This window comes from Streptomyces sp. NPDC045846 (genome assembly GCF_056431605.1).
On record NZ_JBWKKJ010000001.1, the window covers coordinates 120529 to 141464 of the forward strand.

The window sequence follows — 20936 nt, forward strand, 5'->3', positions numbered from 1 at the left end:
GCGGTCGCAGTCTGCTTCTTGGTCGGGCGGACCGGATCCGGTGGACTGAGGTCACGCCGGTGAGCGACCCGGGAAGGCCGGGAAGCCGCCGCTGACACAGGAGTTGGCCATGCCCATCGTCACCGTTCAGCAGGGTCCCCGCGACGTCGAGCTCAAGCGCGAGCTGGTCAAGCGCGTGACGGACGCCTTCGTCGACGCGTACAAGATCCCGGCCGAGACCGTTCAGGTGTGGATCCACGAGGTCCCCACCGACAGCTGGGGCGCGGCGGGCACGCTGACCGCCGACAAGTAACCGCGTCCGCCGACAAGGAGCCGCGCCCCGGCGGGCTCACCGCCGACGGGCCGGGCCGTCCGTACGGGGGTCGGACGGCAGCGGGTCCGCCGCCCGCCGAGAGCGCTCTCGGCGCGGCGGCCCGCCGTCCCCGTAGCGACGCCGGCCGTACGCCGCGAGGGCCGTCAGCGGTACGGACAGGGCCGCCGCCACCCCGAACAGGGTCTGGAAGTGGCCCAGTTGAGCCGAGGTGGCGGCAAGCCCCGTGCCCAGCGCGCTGCCCACGTACAGGGCGACGCCGAAGAAGGCGACACCGGTCGCCCGGGCCGTCGGGACCAGCAGCGTCGCCCACGCCTGCACCGTCGAGTGCAGGAACGCCCAGCCGCCGCCGAGCAAGAGCGCGCTCAAGCCCAGCGCCAGCGGGGACGGACGCAGGGCCGGGGCCGCGTACGCGAGGGTCAGCTGGGCGCCGCCCGCCACGATCAGTGCGACCGGGCCGGGCCGGCCCGCGAGGCGCCGCACCACCTGGGCGCCGACCATGGCCGCCACCCCGTACAGCGCCGCCACCGCGCCCGCCGTCGCCGGAGCCGCGCCGAGCGACTCCAGGGCGGCCGGCAGATAGGTGAAGCAGCCGAGCAGCACGCCTCCTTCGAGGAGGGCCACCCCCATCACGTACCACTGCCAGCGTGAGCGCAGGACCGTGCGCAGCGCGCCGCCCTCGCGCGGGGCGAGGGCCGGTTCGGGCAGGCGGCGCAGGGCCAGCGCCAGATACCCGGCGAGCAGACCGGGCAGCGCGAACACCAGCCGCCAGCTCACCCAGTGGGCCAGCGTCCCGGCGACGACCGTGGCCAGCGCGGTGCCGAGCGCGAACGCGGTCATCAACGAGCCGAGCGCCCGCTGCCGTCCGGCCGGGGCGACCACATCGCCCACATACGTCAGCGAACCCGCGATGGCGGCCGCGAAGCAGACCCCCGTGAACCCCCGCGCCGCGATGAGCGACGCCGCGTCCGGCGCCGCCGCCGACGCGAGGGCGCCGACGGCCGAGGCCGCGAGCGAGAGGCGCATCACCCGCACTCTCCCGAACCGGTCGCTCGCCATGCCCCAGAACGGCTGCGCGAGCCCGTACCCCAGGGTGTACGCGCTCGCCGCGAGCGCGGCCGTGCCGAGCGGCACCCCGAAGGCCGAGCCGATCAGGACCAGCATCGGAGCGATGGAGAAGCGGTCGAAGTTGCTGACGAAACCGGCGGCGCCGAGCAGCCCCCGGGGCGGTGAAATGGTCATGCCCCCAGCTCAGCAGGGGGGCCAACGGCCGTGGGGGCTCAGCCGATTAGCATCACTCACACTGTGACGAACCCACCGGACCCCCGAGCGGAACTCGGCGCGTTCCTGCGCTCGCGCCGTGAGCGCCTGGCCCCGGCCGCGCTCGGGCTGCCCGTCGCGCCCCGCCGCCGCACCCCCGGCCTGCGCCGTGCGGAGGTGGCCGAGACCGCCGGAATCAGCTCCTCCTGGTACACGTGGCTGGAACAGGGCCGGGTGCGGACCTCGGAGCAGGTACTGCGGGCCGTCGCGCGGGCGCTGCGGCTCGACCCGGCCGAGACCGCGCACGTGCTCTCCTTCGCGGAGGACGCCCCCGCCCCGGGCACCACCCCGGCCAGCTGGGTCTCGCCCCATCTGCGCTCGCTCGTCGACGCGCTGCTCCCGCATCCCGCGATGGTCGTCGACCCGCACTGGGACCTGCTCGCCTGGAACACCGCGTACGCCGTGCTCCTGACCGACCTCGCCCGGCTGCCGCCCAAGCGGCGCAACATGCTCTGGCTGGTGTTCCGCTGGCCGCCGTGCCGGACGCTGCTCGCCGACTGGGAGCCCGAAGCCCGTTCGCTGCTCGGCCAGTTCAGGGCCCGGGCCGCGCACCACCCGCGCGATCCCCGGTACGCCGAGATCATCGAGGAGATCCGGGCGGACCCCTGTGCGGCACGCTGGCTCGACGAGCGGGAGACCGCCGTCTTCCGCCCGGCCGTCAAGCACTTCCGGCACCCGGTGGCGGGCGAACTGCGGCTGCGCTCGGTCAAGCTCGCCGCTGTCGACGAACCGGGCCACCACTTCCTGGCGTACCTGCCCGACGGACCGGAGACCGAGGCGGCCCTGCACCGGCTGAGCTGAGCGGACGCCCTGTTCGACGGCCCGGGCAGGCCGATTCGGGGTTTCGGCCACTGCCCGCGTCGGTAGGTACCAGACTCCCCACCTGACAGCTGTTGCTGATGACGTCGATACAGGAGAGAAGAACGATGCGGATTCCGATGACGGTCTCGGACTTCCTCGACCGGGCAGAGCTGGGTTTCTCCTCCAGTACCGGCGTCGTCGACGAGCCGGATCAGCCCGCCCCGCCAGTCCCTGGCCTCACCTATGGGCGGTTCGCGGAGCGGGTCCGCGCCTGGCAGGCCGGGTTCGACGCGCTCGGCGTCGGCGAGGGCGAGCGGGTGGCGGTGGTCAGCCACAATTCGGCCCGCATGCTGGAGTTGCTGTTCGCGGTGCCGATGAGTGGCCGGATCTGCGTGCCGGTGAACTTCCGCCTCAAGCCGGAGGAGGTCGATTACGTGGTGCGGCAGAGCGGGGCCTCGGTCCTGCTCGTCGACCCGGAGGTGGACGACGAGCTCTCCGCCGTCAAGGCACGCCACCGGTTCGTGCTCGGCGAGCGGACCGAGAGCGATCTCATGCGGTTCGGCGTCGAGCCGCGCCCGTGGTCGCGGCCCGACGAGGACGCGACGGCCACGATCAACTACACCTCCGGAACGACCGCCCGCCCCAAGGGAGTTCAGCTCACCCACCGCAACATCTGGGTCAACGGCCTGACGTTCGGACTGCACACCCGGGCCTGGGAGGGTGACGTCTACATGCACACCCTGCCGATGTTCCACTGCAACGGCTGGGGCATGCCGTACGTGATGGCCGGACTCGGCGTCAAACAGGTGGTGCTGCGCAAGGTCGACGGGGCCGAGATCCTGCGCCGGGTGGCCGAGCACGGCGTCACGCTGATGTGCGGGGCGCCCGCGGTGTGGAACCTCGTCCTCGACGCGGCGGCGTCGTGGCAGGGCGAGATCCCCGGGCGCGACCGCGTGCGGGTCGTCTGCGCGGGGGCGCCGCCGCCCACCCGGATGATCCAGCGGATGGACGAGGAACTGGGCTGGGAGTTCACCCAGATCTACGGGCTCACCGAGACGTCCCCGCTGCTCACCATGAACCGCACCCGGCCGGCCGACGCCGGGCTGCCCGCCGAGGAGCGGGCCCGCAACCTGTCCAGGGCCGGAGTGCCCGCGCTCGGCGTCAAGCTGAAGGTGTCCGGCTCCGGCGAGGTCCTGGCCCGCTCCAACGTGGTGCTCGACGGCTACTGGGAGAAGCCCGAGGAGACCGCGGCGGCCCTGGAGGGCGGCTGGTTCCACACAGGAGACGGCGGCACGATCGACGCCGCAGACGGCTCTCTGACGATCTCGGACCGCAAGAAGGACGTCATCATCACGGGCGGTGAGAACGTGTCCTCGATCGAGGTGGAGGACACGATCTTCAGCCACCCGGCGGTCGCCGAGGTCGCCGTGATCGGCGTGCCCCACGAGAAGTGGGGCGAGACGATCAAGGCGCTCGTGGTGCTTGCCCCGGGCGCGTCCGCGACGGAGGCCGAGATCATCGCGTACTGCAAGGAGCGCGTGGCCCGCTACAAGGCCCCGACCTCCGTCGAGTTCCGCGACGCGATCCCGCGGACGGCCACCGGAAAGATCCAGAAGTTCAAGCTCCGCGAGCCGTACTGGTCCGGCCTGGAGCGGGAGATCAACTGACCTCCCCTCCTGTCAGTGGCGTACGTTTTTGACCGCGGCCGTGGCCGTCAACCGAGCTTTCCGCGTGCCCAGTTGGCGGCCTGGTACGACATGGGCGTCAGGCGGTCAGACGTGCCACATGGCGCCGGGGGAGTCGAGTCTGTGGTGGGTGAGGGTGGCGGTGAAGTGCGGGGTGTTGTTCTGGTGGAAGGTGACGGTGGCCCGGGGACGGCCGTAGGCGTCCGGAGGTAACTCGCGGGTGTCGATCCAGCAGGGCACGTGGAGTTCGACATAGCGGTGGAACTGGCAGTCCATGGCTGCGAGAAGGGTGGGCTCGGGGTGGTGCAGGTGGTGGGCGGCCTGGCGGGCCGCCTCAAGGAGGAGCATCCCGGGCGCGTGGTCGACCGGGTGGTCGAACAGGATGGGGTGCTCGGGGTCGATGCGGAGTTGATGGCGGTGGGGGGTGTGGGCGGGCGACAGCACCACATCGTTGCCGTGGGTGCGGGCCACACGTGCGGGGGGAACAGGGGGGCCGAGCCGGGGTGCGGGCCACGCGTGGGCGTCGACGAACCGGGCACGCAGCCTGCGGTACACGGGCGGCGGCTGGATGGTGAAGCGGGTGTGGGCCGTGGCCAGTTGGGTGTCGCCACGGAAAGCGCGGATCAGCAGCGTCAGGGCGGCGGTACGCCCGTTGCGGCGCACCGCCTCCAGGCAGGTGACGTGCAGGTCGACGACGGCCGGAAGCAGCATCACGTCCAGGGCGTCGGGTTGCAGGGTGAAGCGGTAGTGCTCCCATAACAGGTGGTGTCCGAACGGGACGTCGTAGGCCGCGTGGGAGAGCAGCGGGAAGATCTGGCGGATCGTCTCGCTCAGGATCAGCGGGTCGTGCCGACCGAGGCGCATCTCATAGAAGGAGTGGACCTCCGGCCAGCGGGCGGTCACGGCGAAGGCGTCGGGGGCGGTGCGGCGCCAACCGGTCAGCAACACCTCGTCGGGATTGGTCTTGTGGACCAGTTCGCCTGGCACCGTGGGCGCGGGTGGCGCGGGGCATAGAGGCAGGGGCGGCATGGGTACTCCTCACAGACGGCCGGTCGGCGTGGGGGCCGACGGGCTCACGGGTGGGGTGCGTGCAGTGAGTCGGATGTGCCGAAAACGAAGGAACGTGCTTGTTAGGAGGGGGAGTTGAGGGAGGGGCAGAGGCAGCTTCCGCGATGCCGGAGGAACCCGGTGGAGTGCCGCGGATCGGTAGTGCCTCGCTGGAGCGCGGCGACGAGCGCGCGCTGGATCTCCGACATCATGCGGCCCCCCGGGCACAAGTCGAAACGGGCGGTGCGTCACCGTGAGTGATGGACCGGTGCGGCAATGGCCGATAATATAAAAGGCGTTCTCTATTTTTGTCGAACCCATATGGGGGCGGAGCGATGGCTGAAATCAGACAGGAGCGGGCGGTGAGGACCCGCGAGGTGCTCCTGCGGGCCGCGGCGGAGGAGTTCGACGAGAAGGGGTACGCGGCGGCGCTGATCAACCAGATCCTGGCGCGGGCCGGGCTGACGGCCGGGGCGATGTACTTCCACTTCAAGTCGAAGGAAGATCTCGCCGTCGCGGTGATGAACGCGCAGAAGCACACCATAGAACCGCGGCTCAGCTCGCGGGGGTTGCAGCGTCTCGTCGACATCACGCTGGTCTGGGCGCACCGGCTGCGCGTCGATCCGCTGCTCCGCGCGGGGGTCCGACTCGCCGTTGAGCAGGGCAGTTTCGGCATGCACGACCCCTCCACCTTTCTGGAGTGGCGCGAGATCATGATCGAGTGCCTGGCCGACGCGGACGAGGACAAGGAACTCATGCCGGGTGTGGTGCCCGAGCACGTCGCCGAGTTCGTCGTCGGAGCGTGCACGGGAATCCAGCTGTACGCGAACCTCGTCAACGGCCGCGAGGACCTGGTCGAGCGCACGGTCCGGATGTGGGAGCTGCTGCTGCCGGGTCTCGCCGTGCCCACCGCAGCGCGGGCGATCAGCCTGGAGGCCGAGCGGGGCCAGGTCTCATGAGCGAGCGGATCTTATGGCCGGATCACGTCGGTGAAAACCTGAGCGGCGAGCGGCGCATGCGCATCGTGGTCACCGGAGCCGGCGGCACCGTGGGCGGAATGGTGGCGAGTCTGCTCGCCCCGCATCACGACGTACGGTCCCTTACCAGGGACCCGGAGCGCGCTGCCCGGGACGGGGTCGCGGGGGAGATCGTGGGCGCCGACCTCGGCGATCCCGCCGGGCTGCGCCACGCGCTGTGTGGGGCGGACGCCCTGCTGCTCGTCACCTTCGACCCGCTGCGGCCCGCACACGACGCCAACGCGCTGGCCGCCGCCCGGGCGGCCGGAGTCCGGCACGTGGTGAAGCTGTCCGCGGCGGCGGTCTTGGACCCGCTGGCCCAGGACCGGATCACCTCCTGGCAGCGTGCGATGGAGGAGCAGGTCAGGGCGTCGGGCCTGGAGTGGACGCTGCTGCGGCCCCGGTCCTTCATGTCCAACGCCCTGGGCTGGGCGACCGGAGTGCGCAAGGAGGGCGTGATCCGCGCGCTGTACGGGGACTCCCGCAACTCGTGCGTCGACCCCGAAGACGTGGCGCTCGCCGCGGCCCGGGCTCTCGTCGCCGACGAGGCGGGCCGGATCCACGCGCTGACCGGCGGGGAGGCGCTCAGCGTACGCGACCAGACGGATCAGCTCGCCGAGGCGTTGCAACTCCCGCTGAAATACGAGGAGTTGACGGTCGAGCAGGCATTCGGTGCCTGGCGTGACCGGTTCGGGGAGCTGCTCGCCCAAGACCTGCTCGCCAGCGCCGAACGGCAGGCCGCGGGCGCGAAGGAGGGGCTCACCGACGGGGTCCGTGAGGCCACCGGCCGGGAGCCGGGCACGTTCAGGGACTGGGCCGCTCGACACGCGGCGGCGTTCCGCTGACGCGGGCTCGTGCCGGGCGCGGGGGAGGAGCTGGCCACATGTGGCGGGGCGACATGGGAGGTGGCCACATGTTTTGGACCCACATGTCCAGGGCCAGGTGTCCAGGGCCTACGTAACAGCCCCGGGTCGCCACATGAGGCGAGGCCACCCAAGCTCGCCCACATGTGGCAACTCCCCACACCGGGTTTCCCCATCCCGTAAAACCACACCACTTCGGACCACATGGAGCAATTGCCCACCCAGGGCCGCCAGATGGGGCGCGGCAGGATGGGAGTGCCGGGCGCGCGCCCGCGTCACACGCGTACGTACACACACCGGCCGGTACGGCCCGAGCGGCACCGGCAGCGGCATCGGAAGGAAGCGGAACCATGGCTGAAGCGCAGGGCATGCTCGAAGGCAGGACCGTTCTGATCACGGGGGCGTCCAGCGGCATCGGGGAGGCGGCGGCCCGCCTCTTCGCGGCGGAAGGGGCGGCGGTGGTCGTGATGGCACGGCGCGCGGCACGTCTCGACGCGCTCGCCCACGACATCGTGGAGGCCGGGGGCAGGGCCGAGACCGCGGCGGGTGACGTGGTGAGCGAAGAGGACGTGGCCAACGCGGTCAAGATCGCGGTGGGCCGGTTCGGCCGTCTGGACGGGGCGTTCAACAACGCGGGCTGGGCCACGGCGGGGACACCGCTGCACGAGACGGACACGGCGATCTTCGACCGGACCATGGATGTGAACGTGCGCGGCACCTGGAACTGTCTGCGGCACCAGATCCCCGCCATGCTGGAGGCGGGAGGCGGCTCCATCGTCAACACCTCCAGCGTCGCGGGCCTCCAGGCGACAGGGGCGTCGGCTGCCTATGTGGCTGCCAAACATGCCGTGTTGGGGCTCACCCGGGCGGCCGCCGCCGACTACGGGCGCCAGGGAATCCGGGTCAACGCGCTCGTGGTGGGCAGCACGCGTACCGAACTGATGGAGGAGGTGCTGGCCGGGACGCCGCAGCTGGAGGAGAGCTTCGTGGCCCGCTCGGTCCAGCGCAGGATGGCGGCTCCGGTGGAGATCGCCCAGGCCGCGGTCTGGCTGTGCAGCGACCGCGCCACGTTCGTCACCGGCGCCGCCATGCCGGTGGACGGAGGGTGGACCGCGGCGTAGAGGCGAAGGCGGCCCGCAGCGTACGGCCCCCGCCGCGAGTGCGCGACGCGACCCGCGCCCGGCCACCGCAACGCATCGCCCCACCGAAACACCGCAAGCGGCACCGCGGCCGCACACGTGGCGCGCATGTGACGCAGCCCACACGCCTTCTCGTTGACCCTCACACCGGTGTGAAGGTTCGAGCATTCCACCATGTCAATCAGCGAGAAGCAGAACACAGTTGGCCCCCGAGCCTCCGACAACCACCAGAACGACCAGATCAACCAGAACGACCAGAACGACAGTCAGAAGCTGCCCTGGCTCGCGCTGCTCGCGCTGGCCACGGCGGTCTTCATCACCAGCCTCACCGAGACGCTGCCCGCGGGCCTGCTGCCCGCGATGAGTTCGGACCTGCGGGTGAGCGAGTCCGCGACGGGGCAGACGGTCACGATCTACGCCCTCGGTACCGCGCTCACCGCGATCCCGCTCACCGCCGCGACGGCGGCCTGGCGGCGCAAGCGTCTGCTCCTCGTGTCGATGGCCGGGTTCGCGGTGGCCAACACGGTGACCGCGCTCTCGGCCGACTACGCCCTGACGATGGCGGCCCGGTTCGGCGCCGGGGTGGCCGCGGGCCTGGCCTGGGCGCTGCTCGCCGGGTACGCGCGCCGTATGGCCCCGGCCCATGCGCAGGGCAGGGCCATCGCGATCGCGATGGCCGGTATCCCGGTCGCCCTGTCGCTGGGTGTACCGGCGGGCACCTTCCTCGGCAGGGCCGTCACCTGGCAGGTGGCCTTCCTGGTGATGACCGGACTGACCGTGGCCCTGCTCGGCTGGATCGGCGCGGCGGTGCCGGACTTCCCGGGCCTGCGGCGGAGCGGCAGGACGCCGATGGCCGCCGCCCTGAAGGTGCCCGGCGTCGTGCCGGTCCTGTTCGTCACCCTGGTCTTCGTCCTGGCCCACACCATCCTCTACACCTTCGTCGCGACCTTCCTCGACGGGCTCGGCATGGGCGGCTCCACCGATCTGGTGCTCCTGGTGTTCGGGGCGGCCTCGCTCGTGAGCATCTGGGTGGTGGGCGCACTGATCAACCGTCGTCTGCGTCAACTGACCATCCTGAGCGCGCTGTTGGTGGCCGCCGCGGCCGCCGTTCTCGCCCTGCTCTCCGACAGCACCGCCCAGGTGTACGTCGCCGTCACGCTGTGGGGACTCGGCTGGGGCGGCGCACCCACCCTGCTCCAGACCGCGGTCGGGGACGCCGGCGGCGAGCACGCGGACGCCGCGCAGGCCATGCTGGTGACGCTGTGGAACGTGGCGATGGCCGGGGGCGGCCTCGTCGGCGGCATCCTCCTGAACGCGCTCGGTTCGGGCTCCTTCCCGTGGAGCGTCCTGGCCCTCCTCGCGCCGGTGCTCCTCGTGGTCCTGACCGCCCGCGCGCACGGATTCCCCGTCACCCGCGGCGGCGCCGCCTGAGCGCCGACGACGCCGGGCGCCGCGGCCCCCCGCCGCGGCGCCCGGCGTTCGCCGTCCCGGCCCCCGTCGGGCAGCCCGGTGCGGCTCCTGCGATTCGATCTTCCCGGCGCGCGAGCCTAGGCAGGTCAGGGCCGGTCGGGGCATGCTGGGGCCACGGTTCAGAAAGTGAGGCGAGCTGCGATGGTGACTCTGTCGTACGCCCACGGGGTGAGCGCCACCGCCCTGCTCGGCGACACGATCGGCGACAACCTGGACCGCGCGGTCCAGGCGTACGGGGAGCGCGAGGCGCTGGTCGACGCCGCCTCCGGGCGGCGCTGGACGTACGCCCAATTCGGCGCCGCCGTCGAGGAGTTGGCCCGCGCGCTGCTCGCGGACGGCGTCGCCAAGGGTGACCGGGTCGGGATCTGGGCGGTGAACTGCCCCGAGTGGGTCCTGGTCCAGTACGCGACCGCGCGGATCGGCGCGGTGCTGGTGAACATCAACCCGGCTTATCGCGTGCACGAGTTGGAGTACGTGCTGTGCCAGGCAGGGGTCTCGGTCCTGTTCGCCTCGCTGTCCCACCGGTCGAGCGACTACCGGGCGATGGTCGAGCAGGTGCGGGGCGCCTGTCCGGCCCTGCGGCGGACCGTCTTCATCGGGGACCCGGGATGGGACCGGCTGCTGGCCGAGGGCGCCGGGCGGACCCGCGCCGACCTGGCGGCGCGCGAGGCGGAGCTGTCCTGCGACGACCCCGTCAACATCCAGTACACCTCGGGCACGACGGGCTTCCCCAAGGGGGCCACGCTCTCGCACCACAATGTGCTCAACAATGGTTATTTCGTCGGGGAGTTGCTCTCCTACACGCAGGCCGACCGGATCTGCGTCCCGGTCCCCTTCTACCACTGCTTCGGCATGGTCATGGGGAATCTGGCCGCCACCTCGCACGGGGCCTGCGTGGTGATCCCGGCGGCGTCCTTCGACCCCGAGGTGACGCTGCGGGCCGTCGAGCGGGAGCGCTGCACCTCGCTGTACGGCGTGCCGACGATGTTCATCGCCGAGCTGAACCTCCCCGGTTTCGCCGCGTACGACCTCTCCTCGCTGCGTACCGGAATCATGGCGGGCTCACCGTGTCCGGCGGAGGTGATGAAGCGGGTGGTCGCCGAGATGCACATGGCCGAGGTGTCCATCTGCTACGGCATGACGGAGACCTCCCCCGTCTCCACCCAGACCCGCGCGGACGACGACCTGGAGCGGCGCACCGGCACGGTCGGCCGGGTCATGCCGCACGTCGAGGTGAAGGTCGTCGACCCGGCCACCGGCGTCACCGTCCCGCGCGGCGAGCCGGGCGAGCTGTGCACCCGCGGCTACAGCGTGATGCTCGGCTACTGGGACGAGCCGGAGCGGACCGCCGAGACCATCGACGCGGGGCGCTGGATGCACACCGGTGATCTCGCGGTGATGCGCGAGGACGGGTACGTCGAGATCGTCGGCCGCATCAAGGACATGATCATCCGCGGTGGTGAGAATGTGTACCCGCGGGAGATCGAGGAGTTCCTGTACCGGCATCCCAAGATCGCCGACGTGCAGGTCGTCGGGGTGCCGGACGAGCGGTACGGCGAGGAGATCCTGGCCTGCGTCATCCCGCGCGACCCGGCGGACCCGCCCACTCTGGACGAGATCGCCGCGTACTGCCGCGAGCGGCTGGCCCACTACAAGATCCCGCGCCACCTGCGGGTTCTCGACGCCTTCCCGATGACGGTCAGCGGCAAGGTCCGCAAGGTGGAGCTGCGGGAGGGCTACGGCGCCTGAGGGCCGGGCGGGGCGCCGGCGCCCCGGGAGACCAGCTCCCGGGCCGCCTGGTTCACCGGCTGGGGCGTCCCCGTCAGATCCAGGACGAACAGCGGGACGCACAGCTGGTCGGCGCGCTCCCTGGCGTCCCGCGCGTACCCGGCGAGCGAGAAGTGCACGCTGCGCGCGGACGCGGTCATCCCGTGCAGCCACAGGCACTCGACGGCCTTCAGTGAGGCCGGTCGTGTCGTCGGGTCCACCCGGGCCACCAGGCCCCGGCCGCGCAGGTCGATGCCGGAGGCCGCGGGCGCTTCGGCGTGGAGTATGTCGCTGAAGCCGAGCCAGGTCAGATAGAGCCCGGCCGCCGTCACCGCGTCCCGCGCGGTACGGATCGTGAGCGGCCGGAACGCCCGGCGGTCCCGCGCCCCCGGCGGCCGCGGCACGGTCACGGGGGCGGGCGGCGCCGTCACCGGCCGGACGGGCACCTTGAGGACCACTCCGCAGGAGCAGCCCAGCTCGGGCTGCGGCCACTGGCTCTGCCGCCCGCAGGCCCGGCACCGGACCGTGACCCAGGTGTCCGTCCAGGTCCGGTGGGTGATCGGCGAGGGTGCGGCGCCGGGCTGGATGGGCGGCGCGAGCGGGGCCCCGCAGGCGCAGGGGAAGGCGGGCGGCACGTAGACGTGATCGCGCCGACAGGTCGGACAGCGCACCGGCACGCCGTCACCGCTCATCCGCCCCCACCTCCATGACGACGCGGCCCGCATCGGGGTCGGGTCCGCGCCGGACGAGGCCCCCGGCGGCCCGCCCGGGGGTTCCGCGGTCCATGGTCCATCAACCGCGACCGCGGCGTGGCGCATTCGCACATCCCGGCACTCCCTTGACGGGCTGGCCGAGCCCGTCCTACATTGCTTCCACATAGCAGAATGAAACTTCCGCATTACGGAATCAGGTTCAAAAGTGGCGCGGCCAGGTGGCGCGCCGGAGCCGATTTCGCCGGCCGAAGCAGGAGCACCCCATGCCTCGTATGACCGCTGCCCGAGCGGCAGTTGAGATCCTCAAGCGCGAAGGCGTCAGCCACGCCTTCGGTGTGCCGGGCGCGGCGATCAACCCCTTCTACAAGGCGCTCAAGGAGGGCGGTGGCATCGACCACACGCTCGCCCGCCACGTCGAGGGCGCCTCCCACATGGCGGAGGGATACACGCGCTCCAACCCGGGCAACATCGGTGTCTGCATCGGCACGTCGGGCCCTGCGGGCACCGACATGATCACCGGCCTGTACTCCGCGATCGGCGACTCGATCCCGATCCTCTGCATCACCGGCCAGGCCCCGGTCGCGGTGATCCACAAGGAGGACTTCCAGGCGGTCGACATCGCCGCGATCGCCCGTCCGGTCACCAAGGCCGCGACGACCGTTCTGGAGGCCGCGCAGGTCCCCGGCGTCTTCCAGCAGGCCTTCCACCTGATGCGCTCCGGCCGTCCCGGCCCGGTCCTCATCGACCTGCCCATCGACGTCCAGCTCACCGAGATCGACTTCGACCCGGACACCTACGAGCCGCTGCCGGTCTACAAGCCGGCCGCGACCCGGGCCCAGATCGAGAAGGCCATCGGCTTCCTGCTGGAGTCCGAGCGCCCGCTGATCGTCGCCGGTGGCGGCATCATCAACGCGGACGCCAGCGACCTCCTGGTCGAGTTCGCCGAGATCACCAACACGCCGGTCGTCCCGACCCTCATGGGCTGGGGCACCATCGCGGACGACCACGAGCTGAACGCGGGCATGGTCGGCCAGCAGACCGCCCACCGCTACGGCAACGCCACGTTCCTGGAGTCGGACTTCGTCCTCGGCATCGGCAACCGCTGGGCCAACCGCCACACCGGGTACAAGCTCGACGTCTACACCCAGGGCCGCAAGTTCGTCCACGTCGACATCGAGCCCACCCAGATCGGCAAGATCTTCGCCCCGGACTACGGCATCGCCTCCGACGCCAAGGCCGCCCTGGAGCTCTTCGTCGAGGTCGCCAAGGAGCTGAAGGCCGCGGGCAAGCTGCCCGACCGCTCGGCGTGGGTCGCCTCCCACCTGGAGCGCAAGTCGACGCTGCTGCGCCGCACGCACTTCGACAACGTCCCGATGAAGCCGCAGCGGGTCTACGAGGAGATGAACAGGGCCTTCGGCCCGGAGACGCGCTACGTCACCACCATCGGCCTCTCCCAGATCGCCGGCGCGCAGATGCTGCACGTCTACAAGCCGCGCCACTGGATCAACTGCGGCCAGGCCGGTCCGCTCGGCTGGACCATCCCGGCCGCGCTCGGTGCCGCCACCGCCGACCCGGAGACCCCGGTCGTCGCCCTGTCCGGCGACTACGACTTCCAGTTCATGCTGGAGGAGCTGGCGGTCGGCGCGCAGCACAAGATCCCGTACGTCCACGTTCTCGTGAACAACGCCTACCTCGGTCTGATCCGTCAGGCGCAGGTCGGCCTGGACATCAACTTCCAGGTCAACCTGGAGTTCGAGAACATCAACTCCCCGGAGCTGGGCGTCTACGGCGTCGACCACGTCAAGGTCGTCGAGGGCCTGGGCTGCAAGGCGATCCGCGTCACCGAGCCGGACCAGCTGCTGCCCGCGTTCGAGGAGGCCAAGAAGCTGGCCGCCGAGTTCCGCGTCCCGGTCGTCGTCGAGGCGATCCTGGAGCGGGTCACCAACATCGCGATGAGCCCGACGTCCGACATCAGCGCGGTCAAGGAGTTCGAGGAGCTCGCCACCGAGCCGGGCCACGCACCCACGGCGATCCGCCGGCTCGCCGTCTGAGCCGCCCCGCAAACGGTCCGGCCCCCGTTCCCCCGCACTGGGGAGCGGGGGCCGGACGCATGCGGCTCACCCGAGCGTGGTCTCCTCGTGCTCCAGTAGCGTCTTGAGCGTGGAGAGGATCATCACCCAGCCGCCGCTGACCCCCTTGAGCATCTCGCTGTCCGGGCTGTCGAAACCGTCGTGCGTGAGGGTGAGCCGCACCCCGAGCGAGGAGGGATCGGCGGGCTCGATGTCGAACGCGACCTGGGACTGCTCCGTTTTCGCGGCCTCGAACTCACGCTCCGTGTCGAAGAGTTGACGGTGCATCGGAAGAAGTCGGTGCCAGGTGTACGCGAGCTTACGGCCCGGCACCGCTTCGAGCACCGCCTGTCCGAGATCCTCGTACGCCCCGTCCGGGCCCATCTTCCACAGCACCGGCGAACCCACCTGCCAGTCGGACATCGGTCCCCAGCCGCCGAAGTAACGCTGGGCGAACTCGGCGTCCGTCAGGGCCTCGTAGACCCGCTCGGGGGTGGCCTGGATGTAGATCACGTAACTGAACTCGGGCTTGTCCATGGCGAGTTGCTCCTCCATGCTCCGCTTGGTCCGGCCGTGCGCGTCGGGTCCGCCGTGTTCGTACTTGCCGATCCAGCGGTCGGACAGCTCCCGGATCGGCGCCGGATCGAGGTAGTGGAGCTTCTCCCGGCCCTGCCGCGCCGACGTGACCAGACCGGCCGCTTCGAGCACCGCGAGATGCTTGCTCACCGCCTGCCGCGACATGGCGAGGCCCTCGCCCAGCTCCCGCAGCGTCTGCCCGCTCCGCGCCTGGAGCCGGTCGAGCAGGCGCCGCCGACTGGCGTCGGCCAGCGCCCTGAAGACGTCGTCCACACCCACCTCCGACGCCGTGCGTACAGGGCTTCCTCTCCAGATTTGCAACCTGCGGGTTGCGTGTCAATTCGTGACGAATTTCGCACCTGGATGCGTTCCGGTCGGGGCAGATACCGGATCGATTCCCCATCGTCATCCGGCGGGCCTGCCCTTCGGGCCGTTCGGCGGCGCATACTGGGGTGACGATGACGAAGCCATCCGCGCCCCGGCGCCACCTGCCCACCAGCCCCTTCAAAGCCCCGGACGCTCCGGCGGCCAAGCACTTCATCCTGGGAGACCGGGTCACACACGACCAGTTCGGCCTGGGCACCATCATCGGGGTCGAGGACGGCGTCGCGATGCTCGTCGACTTCGGCTCCCGCCAGGCCCGAATCGTCAGCCCGTACACGCGCATGGACAAGCTCTAAACCTCGCCCCCAGGGGAGAGCCCCGGTCCGGATCGCCCTCGCGGCCCGGCCCGGGGGCGCGTCCCCGCCCCGAAGCGCCGCCGTGCGCACTGCCCTTCCGGGTGAAACCCGGGCCCCACGACCGCAGACCGAGCCGTACCTCCGCGCCCACGTCCCGCATCCGACCGCGGGCGTACGGGCCGGGCCGCCTCGGTCGGCCATGGGGTGTACGCCTTCGCGGACGTCGCGCGACCTGAGCCGGATGTGCGCGTCCGCCGGGCCCCCGTAGCGTGTCGGCCATGGTCAACTTCTCCCGCGCGGCCACCGCCGTCGCGCTGTCCTTAGCCCTCGCGACGCCGCTGGCCGCCGCGACCGCCGCCCAGGCCGCCCCGGCCCCCGTTCGCGCCACCGCGACCGCCGAGGCCCGGCCCATCGAACTCCCGCGCCCCACCGGCCCGTACGCGATCGGCGCCGACACCCTCCACCTCGTCGACCACTCCCGCCGCGATCCCTGGGTGCCGACCCAGGACCGCGAGCTCATGGTCACCCTCACCTACCCGGCGGCCCGCCCCGGTGTGGGCCAGTCCGCTCCGTACACCACCACCGCCGAGGCCCCGGCCCTGCTCAAGACACTGCAAGTCGACCCCGCGCGGGTGGACGAGGTCACCGGAGCCCGCACGCACGCCCGGCCGGGAGCACGGCCCGCGCGCGGCGGTCACCCCCTGGTCGTGCTCTCACCCGGTTTCGGCGCCCCGCGCTACTCCCTCACCACCCTCGCCGAGGACCTCGCGAGCCGCGGCTACGTCGTGGCGTCGGTGGACCATGCCTACGAGTCGCTCGGCACCAGCTTCCCGGGCGGCCGCCTGCTGACCTGCGTGGCCTGCAAGGCGATGCAGGACGGCGCCCCCGGCAGCCTGGTCACCTCGACCCGCGCGGCGGACGTCTCCTACCTCCTGGACCGCCTCACCGGACGCCACCCGGCCTGGCGGTACTCCGCCGCGATCGACGGGAAGCGCGTCGGCATGGCGGGCCACTCCATCGGCGGGGCCTCCGCACTCGCCGCGATGGCGCGGGACGGGCGCATCGGCGCCGGCGTCAACATGGACGGGGCGTTCTGGGACGCGCTGCCGTCCCAGGGGCTCGGCGGGCGGCCGTTCATGATGCTGGGCGCCGACGACGAGACGCACCGCCCGGGCGGCAAGGACAGGACGTGGGACGCGACGTGGCCCACCTTGGACGGCTGGAAGCGCTGGCTGACCGTCGCGGGCGCCGAGCACATGACCTTCTCGGACGCGCCCGTCATCGACGACCACTTCGGCCTTCCGCACTCAGCGCTGCCCGCGCAGCGCTCCGTCGCCCTGATCCGGACGTACGTCGGCGCCTTCTTCGACCAGGAGTTGCGGGGCATCGACCGCCCGGTCCTCGCGGGGCCGACCGCGGCCAACCCGGAGGTGACGTTCAACAACCCGTGAGGGGGCGGCCGCAGCCGGACCGGTGAACCGGATACCGCGGCAGGGCTCCACCCGCACCGGCGGGGGAGCCCGAGCCGCCTCTGCTCGGCTACCCGACCGCGACGTCCTCGGCGACGATGGATGCGAGTTGGACGAGTGAGTCGATGCGCCAGTCCGCCGCCGCGACGACCTCCGGGTCGTCCGCCCACCAGTGCCCCCACGGCCCGCGCCTGAGATGGGCGACGCGCAGCCCGGCAGCCTTGGCCGGGAACACGTCGTTCGCGGGGTGGTCACCGACGTACACGGTCTTGTGAGGAGCCGCCTCGGCCACCTCCAACACCCGCTCGTAGAAAGCGGGTTGGGGTTTGACGGCGCCCCACTCGGCGGAAGTGACCACCAGGTCGGCGGGCAGGTCGAGGCCGCGCAGGAGCTCACCCGCCCGGGCGGTCTGGTTCCCGGCGACGACGACCCGGATCCCGAGCTTGCGCAGCCCGCCCAGCGCGGGCCGTACGTCGTCGTACAGGTCGGTCTCGTCGAGGTGCTCACCGCGCCCCGCGGCCTCCCGGGCCAAGTGGGCCTCGCCCACGTCCATACCGGGTTTGAGGATGCGCAGCGCGTCCGAGCAGTCGCGCCCCTGCGTGACCACCGCCCCGACCAGGGCGGCGAGGGTATGTCTGGGCACGCCGATCCAGTCGGCCCACGATGCCCAGTAGCGGTCGTCGCGTACCAGTGTCTCGCCCATGTCGAACACGATGGTCTCAATCATCGAGGCCGATCCTAGGTGGTGGTGGGGTCACCTTCGTGGGACAACGCCATGGTCCGGCGGGCCGTGGCGCGCCCTACAGCGCGGACTGGAAGGCCGAGGCGGACGGCACCGCGCCGCCCGCCGCGGTGACGCGGTCGAGGGCGGCGGGGGTGCGCCCGGCGTGCTGCGCGGCGGCGCGGGCGGCGAGCGCCACCCGGCGGCCGGTCGCGGCGACCGGGAGAGGACGGCGGGACGCGGCGGACACGAGCTTCGTAGTCATGCCTCATTGTGCATGGCGAAGTCGTGCGCCGAGCACGTTTCGGTCGGCCCAAGTGGGCTGTGGTTGCGGGTGGTTGAGTCGAGCGAGGTGGGTCGGCTCACTTTGCCACCGCCGACAACAACCGGCAATCCGCGTGCGGTTACTGCTCGCGCGACCCGAATGGCCACTCTTTACGTGGAGTTGGACGGAGCGGCATGCCACGTCACTTCACTTCAACGGTGACCTTCCAGGGCGCGACGACCATGGGGCAGACGCGGCCGGGGTCCGGTCGACAGGCGCGTGCCGAGGTGATGGTGGCGGTTCCGGGGTGTTCGGCGTGGAAGACCGCGCTGGCGCCGCCCGACGGTGTGGCGCTGCCCGCGGTCCGGTGGAGCACGCTCGCGTCACTGCTCTGAGGAACGCGCCAGGTGTGGTTGAGCCCCTGGGAGCGGGAGGCGGTGAGGCGGACCTCCAGGTCGTCACCGGCGGCCAGGGCCACGGCCCGCCCGTCGTCCGAGTTCGTCAGCACGACGCGTTTGGCCGCCGCGTGGCGTGTGGAGTGGGCCGGGGAGAGTTGGGGGCTGGCGGTCGCCGGGACGGCCGCGGCCGCAGCGGCGAGGGCCAGGCTCAGAGCCAGCGGGAAGGCCATGCGGGCGGATGCCTTCCTGGCCGTCTGCGTCATCTTCGTCATGTTCGTCTTCAAGACCCCTCCGAGGGCGCTCGGACCAGGCAGAACGGGTGTCTGCGCTCAGGGAAGAGGATGGCTCGCCAGGGGCGCGGAGTCGCGGTCTTTGGGGCTGAATGCCCCGAAATGGTGACAGCGGGGGAGGGCTCCCACCCCGCGCATGACAGATGTCATCGCCAGGACGTCACTGACGGCAGTGCCGAGCCGTGCCCTCCGGAACCTAGCCTGAAGCCAGGGCACGGACCTCGGGGAATCGCGAAAGAGGAACGTCATGCGCAACGCACGGAACGACGACCGCGGGCGCGGTGAATCGTCGGTGAACGCCGCGGTGGGGACGCTGCTGTCGTGGATCGCGGGGAAGAACTCGGTGAAGCGGGGTTCGTCCCCGGCCGACGGAGCCGCCGGTGAGCTGCTGTCCTGGATCACGGGCAGGAAGAACCGGCGGGGCTGAACCCCGGGCCCGCCGGACGGCGTGCGTCGCGGGTCGGCCCGGCGGCGAGCGGGCGACGGGTGATCGCGGCGGATGGTGCATCTGCGGGCGGTGGCCGCCAGTGCTGGGGGTCAGGAGCGGTGGGCCGGGTGACAGCGGCATGGTCATGCGGCGGCTTCGGGCAAGGAGGTGTGGCAGGGGCAGGCGCACTGGAGCACCTCGACAGCGACCGTGCCCGGCGCCTGGCGCACTTCGAGGGAACCTGGACAGTGCAAGTGCCCCTTGTCCCAACCGAGTTGGCGTGCCTCGCGGCACTCGGGTGTCACGTAGGCCGGGTTGGTCCGGTGCTGGGTCACGACTCGTCCTCGCCGCCGAGTGCCGCGGTACCCGCTTCGACGAGTGCCGTCAGACGGGTCGGGTCGCACAGGTCGCCGGGTGCCCGCATGGGGACGGTCCAGTAGCCGGCGTGGGTTTTGTTCGGCTCGTGGTCGCCGACGCGCGGGACGCCGACGTAGTGGCCGAGGCCCAGGTGCTTCGCGCACGGGCCCAGATCCGAGGCGGGTGAGGAGGGCATCAGGGCGTAGTACCGGTGGCCGTACGGGTCGTGGATGACGGGCCCGTTGAGTGTGCGCAGGACTGCGGTCGCGGTCGAGCAGTCGGCGGCGGCCACCGCGCACACCAGCTCCTCCGCGAGACGGACGGCCGAGAAGCGGCGCCCGAGGGCGAGGACGGCGATGTGACTTTCCTTCCACTGCTGGCGCGCGTCGCCGGGACGGTTGAGACTGGCGGCGAGCCACGCGGCGACGAGGTCGCTCCGCGCGGCGTCGATCGGAGTGCTCACGAAGACTCCCTGTCCCTCGGGTCGGGCTGTGTGTACCGGTGGTGGCTGCGGGGTTTGGGTGGGTGGGTTGCGCGCGTCGGCCTGGCGGTCCGCCTTGCCGGTACGTCTCCGTGGGAGGACCCACGGCCTGCTGGGACTGCTGCTGGCCACCAACCGGAAGGTATGCAGGGGGAGTTGGCTTCTTCTCGCGAGTTAAGCGAAGTTTCTTGACCACCTGACTGAGTTGCGCGATGTTATTCAGGAAGGCCAGGTCGATCAGGCCCATGGGGCGTTGGTCCGCAGGATGCTTACGGGATCAGTCCCCCGAGGAAAGGAACTGATCATGGCGCGACGGTTGCGCTTCAACGGCACCGGCAGTGGTGGCGGCTCCTGTCCCGCTGTGCACGAAGACCTGGACACTGGTGAGGTCATCGTGCACGGCCGCCGGCTCACGGACCCCGAGGACATCGCCCAGCTCCAGCACCTGGACGAGGACGAGATCCCGATCGTGGTGCCGCGCAACACGCTGATCGACTTCGGCCCCAAGGACCGGGACACGGAGCCCCGCATCCTCGACCCGGACACCTTTGCCCGCATGTTCGAGAACTTCCGGCACAGCGCCTGGCACCTGGAGATGCGCAAGGGGTACGCGGTGGACCGGGCCGACGCCACCTACGCCCAGTTCGTCCGGGGCGAGACGCCTGCGTGGGACCTGGATTCTCCGTGGGCTCGTACGATCGGGGCCAAGACGCGCGATGGTGCGTACGTCGGACGGGTCCGGATCGTCGACAACCCGCCGACCGAGGGCCAGCGGTACTTGCTGGCGCACGCCGAGCACAACACTGAGCTTGGTGAGGAGGTCCGGAACATGTGGCGTGCGGACGCCCTGCGTGCGAACCTTCCGGACGAGGACTTCTGGATCTTCGACTCCCACATCGTCGCGCTGTGCCTGTTCGACGACGAGGACAACCTCACGGGCGTCGAGCTGATCACCGAACCGGCGCGCGTCAACCAGTACAACCGGCTGCGTGACGTGGCGCAGCACTACGCCGTCCCGACCGGGCGATTTGTGGCTGAGCTGGCCGCACAGGAGGACTGAGCAGGTGAGTAC

At 71.3% G+C, this 20936-nt stretch carries 22 protein-coding genes; 13 read left to right on the plus strand and 9 right to left on the minus strand.

Going from position 1 to position 20936, the window contains the following annotated elements:
- Positions 1-109 precede the first annotated feature (109 nt).
- Complete coding sequence (gene dmpI, locus AC07F3_RS00520; RefSeq protein WP_114036089.1) at positions 110-292, plus strand: 4-oxalocrotonate tautomerase DmpI; 183 nt, start codon at positions 110-112, stop codon at positions 290-292.
- Positions 293-328: 36 nt separating this feature from the next.
- On the opposite strand, the gene AC07F3_RS00525 is transcribed toward dmpI, so the two are convergent.
- Positions 329-1552, minus strand: a complete 1224-nt coding sequence (locus AC07F3_RS00525; protein WP_479109003.1) for an MFS transporter — start codon at positions 1550-1552, stop codon at positions 329-331.
- Positions 1553-1615: 63 nt separating this feature from the next.
- Between AC07F3_RS00525 and AC07F3_RS00530 the strand changes: the two genes are divergently transcribed.
- Positions 1616-2431 (plus strand): helix-turn-helix domain-containing protein, encoded by an 816-nt coding sequence (locus tag AC07F3_RS00530; RefSeq protein ID WP_479109005.1) that lies wholly within the window; start codon positions 1616-1618, stop codon positions 2429-2431.
- A 125-nt stretch (positions 2432-2556) separates the two neighbouring features.
- Positions 2557-4098 (plus strand): AMP-binding protein, encoded by a 1542-nt coding sequence (locus AC07F3_RS00535; RefSeq protein ID WP_479109007.1) that lies wholly within the window; start codon positions 2557-2559, stop codon positions 4096-4098.
- Positions 4099-4203: 105 nt separating this feature from the next.
- Here AC07F3_RS00535 and AC07F3_RS00540 read toward each other — a convergent pair whose 3' ends face one another.
- The gene (locus AC07F3_RS00540; protein WP_479109009.1) at positions 4204-5145 is read right to left on the minus strand and encodes a ScbA/BarX family gamma-butyrolactone biosynthesis protein; all 942 of its coding nucleotides are present in this window, start codon (positions 5143-5145) and stop codon (positions 4204-4206) included.
- Positions 5146-5498: 353 nt separating this feature from the next.
- Here AC07F3_RS00540 and AC07F3_RS00545 point away from each other — a divergent pair, with 353 nt between their 5' ends.
- The 5 genes from AC07F3_RS00545 (at position 5499) to AC07F3_RS00565 (ending at position 11400) form a co-directional block, all read left to right on the plus strand.
- The gene (locus tag AC07F3_RS00545) at positions 5499-6122 is read left to right on the plus strand and encodes a ScbR family autoregulator-binding transcription factor (RefSeq protein ID WP_479109011.1); all 624 of its coding nucleotides are present in this window, start codon (positions 5499-5501) and stop codon (positions 6120-6122) included.
- Positions 6119-7024 carry an NAD(P)H-binding protein gene (locus tag AC07F3_RS00550; RefSeq protein WP_479109013.1) on the plus strand — a complete coding sequence of 302 codons (906 nt, stop codon included), beginning with the start codon at positions 6119-6121 and terminating at the stop codon, positions 7022-7024. The genes AC07F3_RS00545 and AC07F3_RS00550 overlap by 4 nt, the downstream gene beginning before the upstream one ends.
- A 368-nt stretch (positions 7025-7392) precedes the next feature.
- Entirely contained in the window at positions 7393-8163 is a 771-nt protein-coding gene (locus AC07F3_RS00555) for an SDR family NAD(P)-dependent oxidoreductase (protein ID WP_479109014.1), read from the plus strand.
- A 192-nt stretch (positions 8164-8355) separates the two neighbouring features.
- Positions 8356-9612 (plus strand): MFS transporter, encoded by a 1257-nt coding sequence (locus tag AC07F3_RS00560; RefSeq protein ID WP_479109016.1) that lies wholly within the window; start codon positions 8356-8358, stop codon positions 9610-9612.
- A 180-nt stretch (positions 9613-9792) separates the two neighbouring features.
- A complete protein-coding gene (locus AC07F3_RS00565; RefSeq protein ID WP_479109018.1) occupies positions 9793-11400 on the plus strand; it encodes an AMP-binding protein in 1608 nt (535 codons plus the stop codon).
- Here the strand turns inward: AC07F3_RS00565 and AC07F3_RS00570 are convergent.
- Positions 11388-12110 (minus strand): hypothetical protein, encoded by a 723-nt coding sequence (locus AC07F3_RS00570; RefSeq protein WP_479109019.1) that lies wholly within the window; start codon positions 12108-12110, stop codon positions 11388-11390. The two genes, AC07F3_RS00565 and AC07F3_RS00570, sit on opposite strands and share 13 nt — an antisense overlap.
- Before the next feature lie 284 nt (positions 12111-12394).
- On the opposite strand from AC07F3_RS00570, the gene gcl reads away from it, so the two are divergent.
- Entirely contained in the window at positions 12395-14182 is a 1788-nt protein-coding gene (gcl, locus tag AC07F3_RS00575; RefSeq protein ID WP_479109021.1) for a glyoxylate carboligase, read from the plus strand.
- 66 nt (positions 14183-14248) lie between these two features.
- Here gcl and AC07F3_RS00580 read toward each other — a convergent pair whose 3' ends face one another.
- Complete coding sequence (locus AC07F3_RS00580; protein ID WP_479109023.1) at positions 14249-15049, minus strand: ArsR/SmtB family transcription factor; 801 nt, start codon at positions 15047-15049, stop codon at positions 14249-14251.
- A gap of 185 nt (positions 15050-15234) precedes the next feature.
- Here AC07F3_RS00580 and AC07F3_RS00585 point away from each other — a divergent pair, with 185 nt between their 5' ends.
- Complete coding sequence (locus AC07F3_RS00585) at positions 15235-15456, plus strand: hypothetical protein (protein WP_053725806.1); 222 nt, start codon at positions 15235-15237, stop codon at positions 15454-15456.
- A 278-nt stretch (positions 15457-15734) separates the two neighbouring features.
- Positions 15735-16907 (plus strand): alpha/beta hydrolase family protein, encoded by a 1173-nt coding sequence (locus tag AC07F3_RS00590; RefSeq protein WP_479109025.1) that lies wholly within the window; start codon positions 15735-15737, stop codon positions 16905-16907.
- Between the two features lie 88 nt (positions 16908-16995).
- Here the strand turns inward: AC07F3_RS00590 and AC07F3_RS00595 are convergent, their stop codons facing one another.
- The 3 genes from AC07F3_RS00595 to AC07F3_RS00605 form a co-directional block, all read right to left on the minus strand.
- Positions 16996-17652, minus strand: coding sequence for an HAD family hydrolase (locus AC07F3_RS00595; protein WP_479109027.1), 657 nt, complete (start codon positions 17650-17652; stop codon positions 16996-16998).
- 73 nt (positions 17653-17725) lie between these two features.
- Complete coding sequence (locus AC07F3_RS00600) at positions 17726-17911, minus strand: hypothetical protein (protein WP_479109029.1); 186 nt, start codon at positions 17909-17911, stop codon at positions 17726-17728.
- A gap of 202 nt (positions 17912-18113) precedes the next feature.
- On the minus strand, positions 18114-18581 hold the full coding sequence (locus tag AC07F3_RS00605) for a hypothetical protein (RefSeq protein WP_479109031.1): 468 nt from the start codon (positions 18579-18581) through the stop codon (positions 18114-18116).
- A gap of 265 nt (positions 18582-18846) precedes the next feature.
- On the opposite strand from AC07F3_RS00605, the gene AC07F3_RS00610 reads away from it, so the two are divergent.
- Positions 18847-19026 (plus strand): hypothetical protein, encoded by a 180-nt coding sequence (locus AC07F3_RS00610; RefSeq protein WP_479109033.1) that lies wholly within the window; start codon positions 18847-18849, stop codon positions 19024-19026.
- 143 nt (positions 19027-19169) lie between these two features.
- Here the strand turns inward: AC07F3_RS00610 and AC07F3_RS00615 are convergent, their stop codons facing one another.
- Positions 19170-19361: a hypothetical protein gene (locus AC07F3_RS00615; RefSeq protein WP_479109035.1), complete on the minus strand. Its 192-nt coding sequence runs from the start codon at positions 19359-19361 to the stop codon at positions 19170-19172.
- Complete coding sequence (locus AC07F3_RS00620) at positions 19358-19846, minus strand: hypothetical protein (RefSeq protein WP_479109037.1); 489 nt, start codon at positions 19844-19846, stop codon at positions 19358-19360. The genes AC07F3_RS00615 and AC07F3_RS00620 overlap by 4 nt, the downstream gene beginning before the upstream one ends.
- A gap of 322 nt (positions 19847-20168) precedes the next feature.
- Between AC07F3_RS00620 and AC07F3_RS00625 the strand changes: the two genes are divergently transcribed.
- Positions 20169-20924 carry a DUF6879 family protein gene (locus AC07F3_RS00625; RefSeq protein WP_479109038.1) on the plus strand — a complete coding sequence of 252 codons (756 nt, stop codon included), beginning with the start codon at positions 20169-20171 and terminating at the stop codon, positions 20922-20924.
- Positions 20925-20936 lie beyond the last annotated feature (12 nt).

Excerpts from the sequence above, each read along its gene's own strand:
- dmpI (WP_114036089.1), top strand. The coding sequence starts at position 110 with ATGCCCATCGTCACCGTTCAGCAGGGTCCCCGCGACGTCGAGCTCAAG.
- AC07F3_RS00525 (WP_479109003.1), bottom strand. The coding sequence starts at position 1,552 with ATGACCATTTCACCGCCCCGGGGGCTGCTCGGCGCCGCCGGTTTCGTC.
- AC07F3_RS00535 (WP_479109007.1), top strand. The coding sequence starts at position 2,557 with ATGCGGATTCCGATGACGGTCTCGGACTTCCTCGACCGGGCAGAGCTG.
- AC07F3_RS00540 (WP_479109009.1), bottom strand. The coding sequence starts at position 5,145 with ATGCCGCCCCTGCCTCTATGCCCCGCGCCACCCGCGCCCACGGTGCCA.
- AC07F3_RS00545 (WP_479109011.1), top strand. The coding sequence starts at position 5,499 with ATGGCTGAAATCAGACAGGAGCGGGCGGTGAGGACCCGCGAGGTGCTC.
- AC07F3_RS00550 (WP_479109013.1), top strand. The coding sequence starts at position 6,119 with ATGAGCGAGCGGATCTTATGGCCGGATCACGTCGGTGAAAACCTGAGC.
- AC07F3_RS00555 (WP_479109014.1), top strand. The coding sequence starts at position 7,393 with ATGGCTGAAGCGCAGGGCATGCTCGAAGGCAGGACCGTTCTGATCACG.
- AC07F3_RS00560 (WP_479109016.1), top strand. The coding sequence starts at position 8,356 with ATGTCAATCAGCGAGAAGCAGAACACAGTTGGCCCCCGAGCCTCCGAC.
- AC07F3_RS00565 (WP_479109018.1), top strand. The coding sequence starts at position 9,793 with ATGGTGACTCTGTCGTACGCCCACGGGGTGAGCGCCACCGCCCTGCTC.
- AC07F3_RS00570 (WP_479109019.1), bottom strand. The coding sequence starts at position 12,110 with ATGAGCGGTGACGGCGTGCCGGTGCGCTGTCCGACCTGTCGGCGCGAT.
- gcl (WP_479109021.1), top strand. The coding sequence starts at position 12,395 with ATGCCTCGTATGACCGCTGCCCGAGCGGCAGTTGAGATCCTCAAGCGC.
- AC07F3_RS00585 (WP_053725806.1), top strand. The coding sequence starts at position 15,235 with ATGACGAAGCCATCCGCGCCCCGGCGCCACCTGCCCACCAGCCCCTTC.
- AC07F3_RS00590 (WP_479109025.1), top strand. The coding sequence starts at position 15,735 with ATGGTCAACTTCTCCCGCGCGGCCACCGCCGTCGCGCTGTCCTTAGCC.
- AC07F3_RS00595 (WP_479109027.1), bottom strand. The coding sequence starts at position 17,652 with ATGATTGAGACCATCGTGTTCGACATGGGCGAGACACTGGTACGCGAC.
- AC07F3_RS00600 (WP_479109029.1), bottom strand. The coding sequence starts at position 17,911 with ATGACTACGAAGCTCGTGTCCGCCGCGTCCCGCCGTCCTCTCCCGGTC.
- AC07F3_RS00605 (WP_479109031.1), bottom strand. The coding sequence starts at position 18,581 with ATGACGAAGATGACGCAGACGGCCAGGAAGGCATCCGCCCGCATGGCC.
- AC07F3_RS00610 (WP_479109033.1), top strand. The coding sequence starts at position 18,847 with ATGCGCAACGCACGGAACGACGACCGCGGGCGCGGTGAATCGTCGGTG.
- AC07F3_RS00625 (WP_479109038.1), top strand. The coding sequence starts at position 20,169 with ATGGCGCGACGGTTGCGCTTCAACGGCACCGGCAGTGGTGGCGGCTCC.